The organism is Deinococcus metallilatus, from assembly GCF_004758605.1.
In the GTDB taxonomy this organism is placed as follows: domain Bacteria; phylum Deinococcota; class Deinococci; order Deinococcales; family Deinococcaceae; genus Deinococcus; species Deinococcus metallilatus.
In genome coordinates, this window is record NZ_CP038512.1 from 837,501 (window position 1) to 851,347 (window position 13,847).

Below are 13,847 nucleotides of genomic sequence, written 5' to 3' on the forward strand. Positions count from 1 at the left end.
AGGCCGGTTCGGGTGAGCGGGGGGAAGAGTCAGTCATGGTGAGAAGTCCGGGGCACGGGCAGGGGCACTCAGCGCAGGTACCGCTCCACGAGGTCGGCAAAACGGCCCGCTGCACCCGCAGGCGAGCGCCCCAGGGCCGCCTCCCGCATCGCCGCGCGCGTGCCCGACGCCGCACACTCTAGCACCGCCCCGCCGAGTGCCCCGCTTACATTCGCCTGCTCCACCACCCGTCCGGCTCCCGCCTCCTGCACGCTGAGCGCGTTGTGGAACTGGTGGTTCTCGGCCGATTCGGGCAGCGGCACCATCACCAGCGGGACGCCGTGAAAGGCCGCCTCGGCCAGCGTGCCCGTGCCCGCGCGGGTGATCGCCAGGTCGGCGGCCGCCCACGCCGCCACCGCGTCCACGTACCCGGCCGCGTGGTACCAGGGCAGATCGGCCACCCGGGGCGCCACCTCCTCCAGCCAGCGCGGCCCGGTGGAGTGCAGCACCTGGACGGGGCCTTCCGGCGAGCGGCCCGCCGTTCCGAAGACCCCCCGCAGAATCTCGGGCACCGCGTTGTTCAGCGCCAGCGACCCCTGCGAGCCGCCCATGACCAGCAGGGTCAGCGGACCGTCCTGCAACCCCAGGCGCGTCAGGGCTTCCGCGCGCGGCAGGCGCTCCTCCCGCACGGGCATCCCGACCAGCGTGGCCTTGCCCGCGGGCAGGCCGATCACGTGGGGATAGGCCGTCCCCACCGCCCGCGCCCGCCCCACCGCCAGGCGCTGCGTCAGCCCCAGGCGGGCGTTCTGCTCGTGCAGCACGGTCGGCAGGCCCAGGCTCTGCGCGGCGAGCACCCCCGGCAGGCTGGCAAAGCCCCCGAAGCCCACCACCGCGCCGGGTTGGGCATCCTTGAGAAAGGCCCGTGCCTCCGCCACGCCCCGCACGGCCCGCAGCAGTTCGCGGGGGTCGGGGCGGCCCTGCCCGCTGCGGGCGAGCTTCCCGGCGTCCACCCCCTCGAAGGCGAGGTTCTGCTCGGCGGCCACCCGTTCCTCCATCCCGCCCCGCTGCCCCAGCAGCACGGCCTGATGCCCGCGCGCCATCAGCTCGCGTGCGGTAGCGACCGCCGGATAGATATGTCCCCCCGTGCCTCCCGTTGCCATCACGACCAGACTCATCGGGGGAGTGTAGAGCGCCAGTGCGTGGGAAGTGGTCAGTGGAAGGGGAACAGCCGCACCCCACTGACCACTCACCTGAGTTCAGTCGAACAGGTCCCCGATGCTGCGCCCCACGCCGCCCCCGTGGTTCTCCCCGCCGCCCAGGCCCTGCTCGAACTCCTCGTAGGGCTGGACGACCACGAAGCCGTCCCCCTGGAAGACCATCTGATACGTCTCGCCGCCGCCGCGACCGAAGATGCTCCGCAGGCTGGCGTCCATGCGGAGCTGGGGCTGGAGGTTCCCGCTCCAGGCGACCGTGGCGTTGGGGTCGGTGAAAATCGGCTCGTGCGGCGTGACCCGCAGCGTCAGCGGCTTGCCGTGGCTGAGGATCGCCACCAGCCCGCTCCCCTGGAGCCGCACACTGAAGAGGCCGCCCGCCGCCATGCCCGCCACGCGGCGGTGCATCGTGATGTCGTAGTTCACGCTGTCCTCGAAGGCCAGCAGGTCGTTGCCGTTCACGTTCAGGCTGTCACCCGCGAGGCGCAGAATCTGGATTTCCTTGCCCTGGTCAGCCAGGTAGGCCACGCCCCGGCCCTCGATCTTGGCGAGTGGACTCATCTCCTGGCTCACCGCCCGCTTGAGGGCCTTCATCAGCCCGCCTTCCAGCGTGCCCTCGCGCTTGAAGGAAAGGTTGCCCTTGTAGGCCACCATCGCGCCCAGCTTGCTCCAGATGCGGCCACTGACCTTCACTTCCAGCATCTTGCTGCTCTCCAGCTCGAACACCTCGCCGGGGTTGTCCCGCTCGGCGGTCTGGGCCAGGAAATCGCGGAGACTGTAACTGCCGTCGGTATTGGTCATGCTGCCGGGTACGGCGCCGGGCTCAGGAAGGTTCCCGGGCCGTACGCTGAGAGCCATGTCTTCTGCACCGTCTTCTCTGCCCGCCCCGCTCGACCTGCTGACAGCGGTTCGTGAACGCCGCACCGTGGACCTGGCCCGGCTGAAGCCCGATCCCATCCCCCACGCCGTCCTGCTGACGCTGCTGGAGGCCGCCAACTGGGCCCCCACCCATGGGAGGACCGAACCCTGGCGCTTCGTGGTCTTTACCGGGGAGGGCCGCCTGCGGCTGGCCGAGGTGCTGGCCGGGTCGCTGGCCCGCCTGAAGGGGGAAGAGCAACCCGACCCCGAAGTCCTGCGGACCCAGCAGGCGCGGCAGAGGCTGGCCCCGGTGTGGATTGCCGTGGCCGCAGAACCCGCCGAGCAGCCCCGGATGCCGCTGCACGAGGAGCAGTGGGCGGTGGCCTGCGCCGTGCAGACGCTGATGCTGGCGGCCCGGTCGCTGGGCATCGCCAGCAAGTGGATCACCAACGCGCCCAGCCTGCATCCGCACACCCGTGAGGCGCTGGGGTTCGGGGAGCGGGCCAGCATGATGGGGCTGGTGTATCTGGGCTATCCGCAGGGTGAGTGGCCTGCCGGGGAACGCCGTCCCATCGAGGACAAGGTGCGCTGGGTGGAGGGCGCGGCGCGGGGAGGGACCGACGGAAGGGCGGGTTAAAGCTGGGGGGTTTCCTGGTGGGGCGTTGGAAGGTGTTCCCCCCACCCCGCCGGGGGCAGGGGGAGCTTTCCGCTGCGCTCGGCAAAGGGAGACTCGTTGCGCGGCGGAGATGTTTGGGGCGTGGACGGTTCCTGCCTGGAACGTATTGATTTCCGCCGGGCGGCTGCGGGCCTGCGGCCCGAAAGCTCCTCTGCTCTGCCTGCCCACTCGAAAGGTGGAACCTGGCCGTCGCCTCCAGAATTTTGCAAAGACAGGGGCTTCAGCTTTGGCCGGTATCAAGGCGGCTTGGGTTTGCTGCTCCTCCCCCCCGGTGGGCTGGGTGATGCACAGAAGTCTGCTATTAGGAGAGAAATACGTTGGGGACGGCAAGAAAAGCTCCTCCCCCTTGAGGGGGGAGGCCGGGTGGGGGTGAACGGGCCTGGCGGAGAGAGGCCAATGGATAACCCAATGACCGCCCCTCACAGCACCCCTGAGCCGGAAGAGGCGCAAAGCGCGCGGCACAGCGGGACGCCCCAGGCCGGATCCCGGGAACTTTCGGTCTTCTGCTCACGTATCTAAACTTCTCCCGGTGTCGCACGTGGTCCGAACGTGACGTGTGCCTGAACACGGGAGGGGCGTTTGCTAGACTGACGCGCTACGGCCCCGGCTCCCCGCCGCTTTTTGTTTCAAGCCGCCCACAGCCGCTTTCGCGCCCCAGGAGTACGCATGGCAGAACCCACCAGAGCACGCGCCCGCAGCAAGGCCACCGCGCCCACGCCTCAGGTGTCGGGTGCCCCCGTGACCGAGGACGCCCCCCAGGAGAGCAAGATCAAGACCCCCACCAAGCCCCGCCCCCGCACGTCGCCCCGCGCCGCCAAGGCCGAGGCCGCTGCTCCGGTCACCCCCGATGAGGCCGCCGTGACCGACGCGCCCGCCAAGGAAGCCGCGCCCAAGAAGGCCGCCCCGAAGAAGGCCGCACCCAAGAAAACGGCCGAGGCCAGCGGCGCAGAAGAGGCCGCCCCGGCCGCGCCCGCCAAAAAAGCCGCGGCCAAGGCGGCTCCGGCCAAACCCGCCAAGGCCGCCGGTCCCGCCGACAAGCCGTACTACGCGCACCCCAGCATTCAGGAGATGCTGAAGGCGGGCCGCGCGGCGGGCGTGCTGTCGAGCGAGGAGATCGCGGCGGCGCTGTCGGTCGCGCTGGAGGCGAACGGGCTGGACCCCGAGAGCGCCGAGGCCTTCGAGGACATGCAGCTCTACCTCGCCGGACAGGGGATCGAGGTGCAGGACCTCGACGAGGAGGACGAGGAAGAGGACATCGAGGAGGAGGGGGAAGGCGCCGCCCCCGGCGCGGCCGCTGCGGACGACGAGGAGGAGAAGTACTTCGACGACATGCCGCGCGCCGTGTCCAACGACCCGGTCCGGCAGTACCTCCACGAGATCGGCCGGGTGCCGCTGCTCACCCTCGAAGAGGAGATCGCCCTCGCCCGCCGCATCGAGGAAGGCGAGGAGGCCCGCCGGGCGCTGGAGGAGACGGGCGACGACCTGGACGACCGCGCCCGCCGCCGCCTGATGCGCCAGATGGAAGACGGGGCCGCCGCCCGCCAGGGGTTGATCGAGGCCAACCTGCGCCTGGTCGTCTCCATCGCCAAGAAGTACACCGGGCGCGGCCTGGGCTTCCTCGACCTGATTCAGGAAGGCAACCAGGGCCTGATCCGCGCGGTCGAGAAGTTCGAGTACCGCCGCCGCTACAAGTTCAGCACCTACGCGACGTGGTGGATTCGTCAGGCCATCAACCGCGCGATTGCCGACCAGGCCCGCACCATCCGCATCCCGGTCCACATGGTCGAGACGATCAACAAGCTGACCCGCACCGCCCGCCAGCTCCAGCAGGAACTCAGCCGCGAGGCCACCTACGAGGAGATCGCCGAGGCGATGGGCCCCGGCTGGGACGCCAACAAGGTCGAGGAGGTGCAGAAGGTCAGCCAGGAACCGGTGTCGCTCGAAACCCCCATCGGTGACGAGAAGGACTCCTTCTACGGCGACTTCATCCCCGACGAGAACCTCGATTCCCCAGTGGACAACGCCGCCAAGACCCTGCTCTCCGAGGAACTGGAAAAGGCCCTCTCCAAGCTCACCGAGCGCGAGGCCCTGGTCCTGAAGTTCCGCAAGGGCCTGGTGGACGGCCGCGAACACACCCTGGAGGAAGTCGGCCAGCGTTTCAACGTGACCCGCGAGCGCATCCGCCAGATCGAGAACAAGGCGCTGCGCAAGCTCAAGTACCACGAGAGCCGCACCCGCAAGCTGCGCGACTTCCTCGACTGAAGCCTTTGGCCATCTGCCTGCCCCCGTCCCCGTGGCGGGGGTTTTCTCTTGCTGGGGAAGTGCCTGAACTGTGCTCCTTTCCGTCCCTGCCTGCGCTAGCCTGAAGCCATAGACACCGTGCCCTCTCCCGCTGCCTCCCCCACGCGGCCCCGGCCCCGGTGGGCGGACCGCTCCTGGCTGCTGGTGCTCGTCCCGCTGGCGGGCCTGGCCTGGCTGCCCTGGTGGTCGGTGCTGGGGCTGATGCTGGCGCTGGCGATCACGCACGGGGAAGGGGAGGCGCGCTCGGTGCGGGTGCCGCTGCTCCTGCTGGGCGGTGGCCTGGGCCTGGCGTTGCTGCTGCCCGGAATGCGGGGGCCGGAGGGGGCGCTGGCCTTCACGCAGATGTTCGGAAGGGTGATGGGCGGGACGGCGCTGGTGTACCTGGCGTCGTCGGCGCTGGACGGGGGGCGCGTGGGGTGGGGAACCGTCTGGCTCGGCGTCCTGCTGCTGCTGGGGAGTGTGCTGCCGGGCGAGGGGCCGCCTCTGGTGCTGGCCGTGGGCCTGCTCGCGCTGGTGCTGGCGCTGCTGGGGGCGGTGGGCGCCGAGAACCGCCCGTTCTTGCGGTTGGGCGGGAGTGGGCGGGCGCTGCTGGGCGTGGCGGGGCTGGCACTGGTGGGCGCGGTTCTGGTGGGCCTTCTGGCCTTTGCCTGGCAGGGCCGCCCCGCGCCTCCGTCTCTGGCGGTGCCCCCGCCGGTCACTACGCGGGGGCCCGGGGCAGGCACGGCGGTGCGGCCTGCCTCTCCGCCCGCTTCTGTGGCACGTCCGCGTGCCAGACCGGCACCGACTCCGCAGGCGGCCCCGTCGCTGGGCACCGACCTGCCCCTGCTGGGCGGCCTGTTTCTGATGCTGGCGCTACTGCTCCTGTTCCTGCGTGGGCGGGCCGAGCGGTGGCGCGCGGGGGTGCGCCCGCGGTGGTGGGAGCTGCTGGCGGCAGCGGGTCTGCTGGTCGCGGCCCTGCTGGGCATCGCCTTTGTCTTCGCGGCACCTGGGAGCGGCATGGGTGGTGGGCTAGGGGGGGCGGCAGGCCCCGGCGGAGCCACCGGGCCGCTCAGCGAGCTGGCACAGGACCCCCTTTCCCGCCTGGGTGCGCGGGTGCTGTGGTGGCTGAGCCTGATCTCCTTCGTCGTCCTGACCGTGCTGGCGGGGGCGGTGGTCTGGCTGGCCCTGAAACTGCACCCCGATCCAGCGGGGGAGGCGGGGGAAGCCGACCCCGCGCCAGTTCCCGCGCCCACCCCGCCCGAGGCCCTGCACCGCGTCCGCCTGGCCTACCGCGCCGCCCTGACCTCGCTCGCGGAGGCAGGGTTGGGGCGCGGCGGGTCGGAAACACCCGCCGAACACGCGGGCCGCGCCGTGCGCGAGCTGCCCTCCCTGGCTGCGCCCTTGGGCACCCTGGTCGCCGCCTACGCCCCCGTGCGCTACGGCGGGCGCGTCACCGACGAGGACGCCGACGCCGCCGAGCGGGCCGCGCGGGACGTGGCGCAGCTCACGGCGGGCGTGCGGCTGAAGCGTGATGAACCGGAAAGCGAGACACCATGACGAACCGAAGTGTAGAGGTGGCAAGCGTGCAGACCTACGCCGCGCGCGTGCTGGAGAATGTCGCCCACGTGCTGGTCGGCAAGGAGGCCGTGACCCGGCTCGCGCTCGCGGGCATCCTGGCGGGCGGGCACCTGCTGCTGGAGGACGCGCCCGGCACCGGCAAGACCATGCTGGCCCGCGCGCTGGCCGCCAGCCTGGGCCTGGGCTTTCGCCGCGTGCAGTTCACGCCGGACCTGCTCCCCAGCGACGTGACCGGCGTGAGCGTGTACCGCCCGGCCAGCGGCGAGTTCGAGTTCGTGCCGGGGCCGATCTTCACGGGCCTGTTGCTGGCCGACGAGATCAACCGCGCCACGCCCAAGACGCAGTCGGCCTTGCTGGAGGCGATGGGGGAGGGGCAGGTCACCGAGTCGGGCGTCACCCACGTCCTGCCGCCGCCCTTCGTGGTGATCGCCACCCAGAACCCCATCGAGCACGAGGGCACCTACCGCCTGCCTGAAGCGCAGCTCGACCGCTTCCTGCTGAAGCTCTCGGTGGGGTATCCCACGCTGGAGGAGGAAGTGCGGATGCTGGACCGCCTCCAGGGGGCGCACCCGATTGACACGCTCGGTCCGGTCGCCACCCCCGCCGACCTGCTGGCGGCCCGCGCGGCGGTGCGGGCCGTACGAGTCTCGGACGACCTGCGGCGTTACATGGCCGCCCTGAGCGCCCGGACCCGTTCACATCCGCAGGTGGCGCTGGGCGGCGGTCCGCGCGCCAGCCTCGCGCTTCAGGGGGTCGCGCAGGCGCTCGCGGCGCTCTCCGGGCGCGCGTTCGTGCTGCCCGACGACGTGAAGGCCGCCGCCCCGGGCGTCCTCGCGCACCGCCTGACCCTGCGCATCGAGGCCCGGCTGGCGGGCACCCGCCCCGAGGAGGTCGTCGCGGATGTGCTGCGGCAGGAACCGGTGCCCGCCGAACCCCTCCCTGCCGGGGCGACCCTCTGAACCTTCCCGCGCTGCTGCTGACCCTCGCGGCGTTGCTGACGGTGCTGCTGGCCGCGTTCCTGACCGCCCGCCGTCCGCCGCGCGTGACCCTCACCCGCGACTTTCCGCCGCAGGGCTTCGAGGGGACGCGCCTCCCGTACCGCGTGCGGGTCGAGGTCGAGTCGCGCTGGCCGCTGCGGGTGCTGATCGAGGACCCCACGCCCCTGAGCGTGGTGCCCGGCGAGCAGTTCGTGCTGGGCGGCCTGACGGTCGGCCGCAGCGTGACCGAGCGGGTCACGAACTTGACGCTGAACCGCCGGGGCGAGTACACCTGGCCGGGCGGCACGCTGCGCTGGGCCGATCCCCTGGGGCTGTTCTGGCACGCGGCCCCGCTGCCCCAGCCCAATCAACACGGCCCCGCGCGGCTGGAGGTCTACCCCGGCACCCACGGCCTGCTGCTCCCCGACCTGCTGCGCCCGCTCCTCAGCGAGGGCACCCTCTCGCGCACGCTGGGCCTCGAAGACCCCATCAGCCTGCGCGGCGCGCGGCCCTACCTGCCGGGCGATCCGCCGGGGCGGGTTCACTGGCGGCTCTCGGCCCGCGGCGGGGCGCTGACCGTGCGCGAACTCGACCGGACGGCCGCGAGCAGCGTGACGGTCTTCCTCGACCTGAACGGCAGCGAGGTCTTCGTGGAGAGCGCCGTGCGCCTCGCCAGCAGCCTGATTCAGGAGGCGCTGGCGCTGGACCTGCCCGTCAGCGTGGCGACCCGCCAAGGCGTGACCCCGACCGGCCGCACGCCCGAAGCCCTGCGCGCGGCCCTGCGCCGTCTCGCCCAGGTGCAGCCCGACCTCGCCCCGCCGCTGATCCCACCCTCCCGCGCGGGCGGCAACCTGATCGTGCTGACGCAGCGTGCCGGGCCAGCCCTGGTCGAGCAGGCGATGCGGGCCCGTGCCAGTGCCAGCCGGGTGGTGATCGTCGCCATTCCCGAAGGCTTCTACCTGGAACCCGGCGAGAAGCCGCGCCGCCAGTGGGTCGGGGCGCCCGAGACGGTGCGCGATCTGGAGCGCCGCGCCGGGATTCTGGCCGAGGCGGGTGTGGTGGTCTATGTCTTGCGCGGCAACCAGAGCGTGCTGCGGCTGGGGGCGTGACCGAGCCAACCTTAAAGGGACGCTCACGCCGCGCCCGAAAGGCCCCTGCTAGCGTAGGGGGCACAGGAGGCTTTCACCATGACCCAGCGTGACGACAACCAGCCCAACCCCTCCGATACGGTGAAGACCGAGGACGAGATCAGCAACGTGGACCTGCAATTCATGGGGGCCCAGCGGGACCAGATGGACGCCCGGATCGACATGCAGGACGTGGCCCCCGGCGAATACCGGGACATGGGCCTGAACAAGCAGGACGTGGCTTCTATCGGCAGCATGATCACCAGCGACCCGGCCAGCACCACGCCCGGCGAGGAAACGTCGCTGAACACCAAAGACAGCGAAGTCTGAAGAGGTCAGAAGCAGGGGCCAGTGGGAAAACCTCACTGGCCCCTGCCACCGTGCGCGGCCTACTTGCCCACGCAGAAATTGCGGAAAACGGCGTCCACCACGTCTTCCTGCACGTCGCGCCCGGTCAGGTCGGCCAACGCCCGCAGGGCTTCTTCCAGTTCGTACCCGGCGAGGTCGTCAGGGAGGAGGCGGGCCGCCTGGATGTGCGTCAGCGCCCGCCGCGCCGCGTCCGCCTGCCGCTCGGTGGTCAGCCAGGCCTCGCCCCGGGCCGCGTCCCCGATCAAAGCGGCGTGAATGGTGTCCCGCAGTTCGGGGAGGCCCCGCCCGGTCACGGCACTCACGGCCAGCGTGTCCGGGTCGGTCCAGGCCGGGGGCAGGTCGGCCTTGGTCCGCACGCGGAGCACGCGCGCCTCCTCCGGCAGCCCGGCGGGCAGGACCTCGCGCGGCTGGCTGCCGTCTTCCAGCGCCAGCACCAGGTCGGCCGCCCCGGCCAGGCTCACGGCCTGCCGCACTCCGGCCGCCTCCACCTCGTCGCCCGTCTCGCGGATGCCCGCCGTGTCCACCAGCGTGACGGGGACACCCGCCAGTGAGAGCTGCGCTTCCAGATAGTCGCGGGTGGTGCCGGGGACCGGCGTGACGATGCTGCGCTCGTAGCCCAGCAGGGCGTTCAGCAGGCTGCTCTTGCCCGCGTTGGGGCGCCCGATCAGCGCCAGCCGCGCGCCTCGTGTGGCGACCTGCCCGGCGCGGGCCGTGCCGACCAGCGCCGTCAGTTCCGCCTCTGCCGCGGCCAGGGGGACCGCGCGGTCCTCATCGGGTACCCCTTCTTCGGGGTAGTCGAGCATGGCCTGGAGGGCGGCCAGCGTGCGCGTGACCTGGGCCGCCACCCGCTCCACCCGCTCGCCCAGCGCCCCCGAGAGGCCCAGGGCGGCCTGCCGCCGCGCCGTATCCGTGCCCGCGTTCACCAGTCCTAGCACCGCCTCCGCCTGCGCCAGATCGAGCCGCCCGCCCAGGTAGGCGCGCAGCGTGAATTCGCCGGGCCGGGCGGGCCGCGCGCCCAGTTCCAGCGCCCGGGAGAGCACCCGGGAGAGCACCGCCGGGCTGCCGTGCGTCTGGAGTTCGGCCACGTCCTCGCCGGTGTAGCTGTGCGGTCCCCGGAACACCAGGCAGAGGCCCTCGTCCAGCACCTCCCCGTCTCCCGCGACCAGTTGGCCGAACAGGAAGCGGCCTCCCCGAGCCGCACTGGGCTTGCGCCGCCCCCGGAACACGCCGTCGGCCACCTTCAGCGCGTCCGGCCCGCTCACCCGCACGATGCCCACGCCCGCGCTCCCGGGTGCGGTGGCGATGGCGGCGATGGTGTCGGATAAGCCGGTGCGCGTCACGGGGGGTAGGGTAGCAGGGGCGGGGAGGGCAGAAGGGGCCGCCGCCTCCCCTTTCCTCTGCAAGAACCCATTTGGCAAGAGGTCACCGTGACGCTGCCCCACCCCACCAGCGTCCAGAGCTGAAGCGCCCCTTGTCTTTTGTCTTTTCAAAATTCTGGAGGCGACGGTCAGGTTCCACCTTGCAACTGGGCAGGCTTAGCAGAGGAGCTTTCGGGCCGCAGGCCCGCAGCCGCCCGGTGGAAATCAACACGTTCCAGGCAGGAACCGCCACCGCCCCAAACATCTCCGCCGCTTAACGGGACTCCCTTTGCCGAGTGCGGCGGAAAGCTCCCCCTGCCCCCGGCGGGGGGGAGGGGGGACCACCTTCCAACGCCATCGCTCCACCAGGACACCCCCAGCTTCAACCAGCCTCAGAGGCCCTTTTCACCTGTGATGGACGTGTGATGCTCCTGTGACAGCGCGGCGCGCAGACTCGAAGCTCAACCGGAGGTTTAACGATGCGTTCACTTCCCGCCCGACTGACCGTCGCCGCTTTGTGCCTCGCCGCCCTGCCTGCTGCCCAGGCCCGCACCCTGGCCGAAGCGAAGGCCAGCGGCACCCTCAAGATCGCCACCAGCGCAGACTTCGAGCCGTTCAACTACCTCCGGGGCGGTTCGCCTGCGGGGTTCGAGGTGGACCTGGGGGAAGCCGTCGCCCACCGCCTGGGCCTCCAGGTGCAGTGGGTGGTGCGGCCCTTCGACGGGCTGCTGCGTGACCTGGCCGAGCGTCCGCAGGAGATCGACCTGGTGATCGCCTCGCACGCCATCACCAGCACCCGGCAGCAGAGCGCGGACTTCAGCGCGCCGCACTACTGCACGGGCGGCGTGATCCTGACCCGGGCGGGCGGTCCCCTGACCAGCAAGACCCTCGCCGGGAAGAACCTCGGCGCGGAGGCGGGCAGCACCTACTTCGGGTTTCTCCGCAAGCTCCCCTTCCAGAAAACGGTGCAGGTCTATCCCAGCAGCCAGGCCGCCATCCAGGCTGTCGCGACCGGCCAGGTGGACGCCATCGCGACTGACCGCTTCGCCGCACTGGACGCCCTCAAAACGTTTCCGAAGGCGAAGCTGGTGGTCGGGGACACCCTCTGGAAGGAACAGATCGGTATGGCCTTCGCCAAAGGCAACGACGACCTGCGCCAGGCCGTGAATACCGCGCTGAAACAGATCGTGCAGGACGGCACCTACGCCAAACTGAGCCGCCAGTATTTCGGGCAGGACATCGGCTGCTAGACCGCTTCCCGCCTGAGCTTGAGTGATGAGAAAAGCACGCTGAGGACGAATTCCCCCTTTCCCCTTATGAGGGACTCGCAGAGGGTTGGGGAGGGGGGTGGCCGCCGGGTTGCCCTCTGGCCGCGCCTGAAAAGTGGAGGTTGAACTTCCCCGTCTGCCTCGGGCGCCCGGCCCGCTCACCCCCACCCGGCCTCCCCCCTCAAGGGGGAGGAGCTTTTTGCTGTCCCAGACGTTCCTTTCTCTTCGTGGGAGTCTTGCGCCTCATCCGGCCCGCCCGAACGCAGACGCGCACGGCCTCCAGCAGAAGACGTGCGCGCTGCGTTGCGCTCCTGCTCGCCTGACCTACGCCCCCTTCTTCCACTTCCCCTTGCTGCGGTGGCCGGGCTTGTTGCCCACGTGGGCGGTGCGGGTCCGAATCTGCTCGTCGTCGTAGCGGAGCATCACGGCCAGGCGGGCGCGGCTGATGATGTGGTGCGGGTGCTTGGGCACGAAGGCGGTGACCACATCGAGGCTCCCGTCCCGCTGATGTTCCACGACCACGTGCAGCGGGAGCGCCACCCCGCACGACTCGAAAAAGCCGCAGACCAGCCAGCGGTGGTCCTCGGGATAGACGGCCCGGACGCGCCCGGCGACCAGCACCTGGATGATGTCGTGTTCCAGAAAGCCCTCGGCGCGGGCGTGGCCGATGGCGTGCGGGCAGAGGTGGTAGCGGCCCTCGTACACGGCGTCACGCAGGCGGGCGTGCGCGCGGGCCAGCGTGTGGTCGGTGGTGTCGATGCCCGCCAGCTCGGCCTCGCGCTGGGGCTTGACCGGCTTGAGTTGCAGGTTGGCGGGCCGCGCCGGGGCCGGGGTGGGGGCGCGGCGGGCCTCCCGTTCGGCGCGGGCCAGCTGGGCGCGCAGGGCGAGCAGGTCCGGGCCGGTCTGCTGCGGGCGGCGTTCACGGCGGTCGGTGGTGCTGGACGCAGGTGCTTTCGTCACGGCGGGCCTCCCATCGGCCGCCTTCCCCACGCTCTTTCTTTCCCGGGCGGGAAGGGCGGGAACCGTCACCTTCCTCTCCAAAAAGAAAAGGCCCCTCAAACACGGCTTCGTGCTCAAAGGGAGGAAGGCAGCGTACCCTGTTCAGGGCATAGGCGAACTATAGCACGCGCGCAGGGGGCTGCGGGGTGACGCGCCGGACAGACGCCGGGGCCTCTCCCTTTCTAGGCTGAGACAGTTCTCATCGCCGAGTCCCGCCCGCTGTTCAGGAGGTGCCCTTCATGATCCGCCCGATGCAAGCGACCGATGCGCCCGATATCCTCGCCCTGCTGCACTGGATGGACGACGCGCCCGAACGCGAAGTGTTCGCCCCCGACGCCCGCGACGTGACTGAACTGCGGGGCGAGTGCGAGGACCGCGTCTGCCTGGTCGCCACTGGCGAGGACGGCGAGATTCGCGGCTACTGCGCCCTCGCGCCCTTCCGCGACGGTCTGGCGCTGGAGGGACCGCTGGGCATGGGCGACCTGCACCTGCTGCTGGCCCGCGCCGTCGAGCGCGCGGAGGGCCTGCCCATCTATGCCTTCAGCGCGCGGGACAATCTCGCGGCGCGGGAGGCGCTGGAGGCGGCCGGGTTCACGCCTATGCACACCACCGACTTCTACGCCGCCCGGGTGGCCCATCTCGCCCGCGCGGCCCGGGTTCCCGACGGGTACACGACCGCCGACACCCTCGCGCCGGGGGCCTACCGCACGCTGTACCGCACCAGCGAGGACGGCTGGGCGGGCCGCCTGGAATGGACCGACGCGGAGATTCAGGCCCATTTCGCGCGGGACGACGTGCGGCTGGTGCTGCTGCTGCGGGGTGGACAGCCCGTCGGCTTCGCGGAACTGGAACTGAACGCCGAAGCGGCGCGCGCCGACCTGACCTATCTGGCCGTGCACCCCGCCGAGCGCGGGCAACGCCTGGGCCGCGCCCTGCTGGCCCTGGCCGCCGCCGAGGCCGCCGCCCACCCCGAGATTCGCGACCTGCGCGCCCGCGCCCACGACCACGCCCGCGCTGCCCGCGCCCTGTACACGCACGCGGGCCTGACCCACTGCCGCTCCGTGGTGACCTACCTGCGCGACGACACGGAGGGGGAGGCGTAAGGAAGCGGTCAGCTCTCAGCCGTCGGCAGGCGGGGCTGACGGCTCCCCCACAATCCGGCGCCCC

Annotated in this window: 13 protein-coding genes (1 of these 13 only partly in view); 8 read left to right on the forward strand and 5 right to left on the reverse strand. The window is 71.4% G+C overall.

Annotated elements, in window-relative coordinates; all coding sequences use genetic code 11:
* From murC to E5F05_RS09980, 3 genes are all read right to left on the reverse strand, one after another.
* A protein-coding gene (gene murC, locus E5F05_RS09970; protein WP_129118469.1) for a UDP-N-acetylmuramate--L-alanine ligase crosses the window boundary here: on the reverse strand, window positions 1–37 show its 5' end (the start). Its footprint begins 1,379 nt before the window's first position; only the first 37 of its 1,416 coding nucleotides appear in the window; the start codon lies at window positions 35–37; its stop codon lies beyond the left edge, outside the window.
* 31 nt (window positions 38–68) lie between these two features.
* A complete protein-coding gene (murG, locus tag E5F05_RS09975) occupies window positions 69–1,154 on the reverse strand; it encodes an undecaprenyldiphospho-muramoylpentapeptide beta-N-acetylglucosaminyltransferase (RefSeq protein ID WP_129118470.1) in 1,086 nt (361 codons plus the stop codon).
* Between the two features lie 81 nt (window positions 1,155–1,235).
* Window positions 1,236–1,991 carry an AIM24 family protein gene (locus tag E5F05_RS09980; protein WP_129118471.1) on the reverse strand — a complete coding sequence of 252 codons (756 nt, stop codon included), beginning with the start codon at window positions 1,989–1,991 and terminating at the stop codon, window positions 1,236–1,238.
* Between the two features lie 55 nt (window positions 1,992–2,046).
* Between E5F05_RS09980 and E5F05_RS09985 the strand changes: the two genes are divergently transcribed.
* From E5F05_RS09985 to E5F05_RS10015, 6 genes are all read left to right on the forward strand, one after another.
* Window positions 2,047–2,685, forward strand: coding sequence for a nitroreductase family protein (locus E5F05_RS09985; protein ID WP_129118472.1), 639 nt, complete (start codon window positions 2,047–2,049; stop codon window positions 2,683–2,685).
* A 705-nt stretch (window positions 2,686–3,390) separates the two neighbouring features.
* A complete protein-coding gene (rpoD, locus tag E5F05_RS09990) occupies window positions 3,391–4,986 on the forward strand; it encodes an RNA polymerase sigma factor RpoD (RefSeq protein WP_164973430.1) in 1,596 nt (531 codons plus the stop codon).
* A 117-nt stretch (window positions 4,987–5,103) separates the two neighbouring features.
* Window positions 5,104–6,561 (forward strand): DUF4129 domain-containing protein, encoded by a 1,458-nt coding sequence (locus E5F05_RS21345; protein ID WP_184117663.1) that lies wholly within the window; start codon window positions 5,104–5,106, stop codon window positions 6,559–6,561.
* Entirely contained in the window at window positions 6,558–7,541 is a 984-nt protein-coding gene (locus E5F05_RS10005; protein WP_129118473.1) for an AAA family ATPase, read from the forward strand. The genes E5F05_RS21345 and E5F05_RS10005 overlap by 4 nt, the downstream gene beginning before the upstream one ends.
* A gap of 32 nt (window positions 7,542–7,573) precedes the next feature.
* Window positions 7,574–8,668, forward strand: a complete 1,095-nt coding sequence (locus E5F05_RS10010) for a DUF58 domain-containing protein (RefSeq protein ID WP_241687117.1) — start codon at window positions 7,574–7,576, stop codon at window positions 8,666–8,668.
* Window positions 8,669–8,746: 78 nt separating this feature from the next.
* A complete protein-coding gene (locus E5F05_RS10015) occupies window positions 8,747–9,016 on the forward strand; it encodes an M-like protein (protein ID WP_129118475.1) in 270 nt (89 codons plus the stop codon).
* Between the two features lie 59 nt (window positions 9,017–9,075).
* On the opposite strand, the gene mnmE is transcribed toward E5F05_RS10015, so the two are convergent.
* Window positions 9,076–10,395: a tRNA uridine-5-carboxymethylaminomethyl(34) synthesis GTPase MnmE gene (mnmE, locus tag E5F05_RS10020; protein WP_129118476.1), complete on the reverse strand. Its 1,320-nt coding sequence runs from the start codon at window positions 10,393–10,395 to the stop codon at window positions 9,076–9,078.
* A gap of 497 nt (window positions 10,396–10,892) precedes the next feature.
* Here mnmE and E5F05_RS10025 point away from each other — a divergent pair, with 497 nt between their 5' ends.
* On the forward strand, window positions 10,893–11,663 hold the full coding sequence (locus E5F05_RS10025; protein ID WP_129118477.1) for an ABC transporter substrate-binding protein: 771 nt from the start codon (window positions 10,893–10,895) through the stop codon (window positions 11,661–11,663).
* 342 nt (window positions 11,664–12,005) lie between these two features.
* Here the strand turns inward: E5F05_RS10025 and E5F05_RS10030 are convergent, their stop codons facing one another.
* Window positions 12,006–12,641, reverse strand: coding sequence for a DUF4258 domain-containing protein (locus E5F05_RS10030; protein ID WP_129118478.1), 636 nt, complete (start codon window positions 12,639–12,641; stop codon window positions 12,006–12,008).
* Window positions 12,642–12,919: 278 nt separating this feature from the next.
* On the opposite strand from E5F05_RS10030, the gene E5F05_RS10035 reads away from it, so the two are divergent.
* Entirely contained in the window at window positions 12,920–13,783 is an 864-nt protein-coding gene (locus E5F05_RS10035; RefSeq protein ID WP_129118479.1) for a GNAT family N-acetyltransferase, read from the forward strand.
* Window positions 13,784–13,847 lie beyond the last annotated feature (64 nt).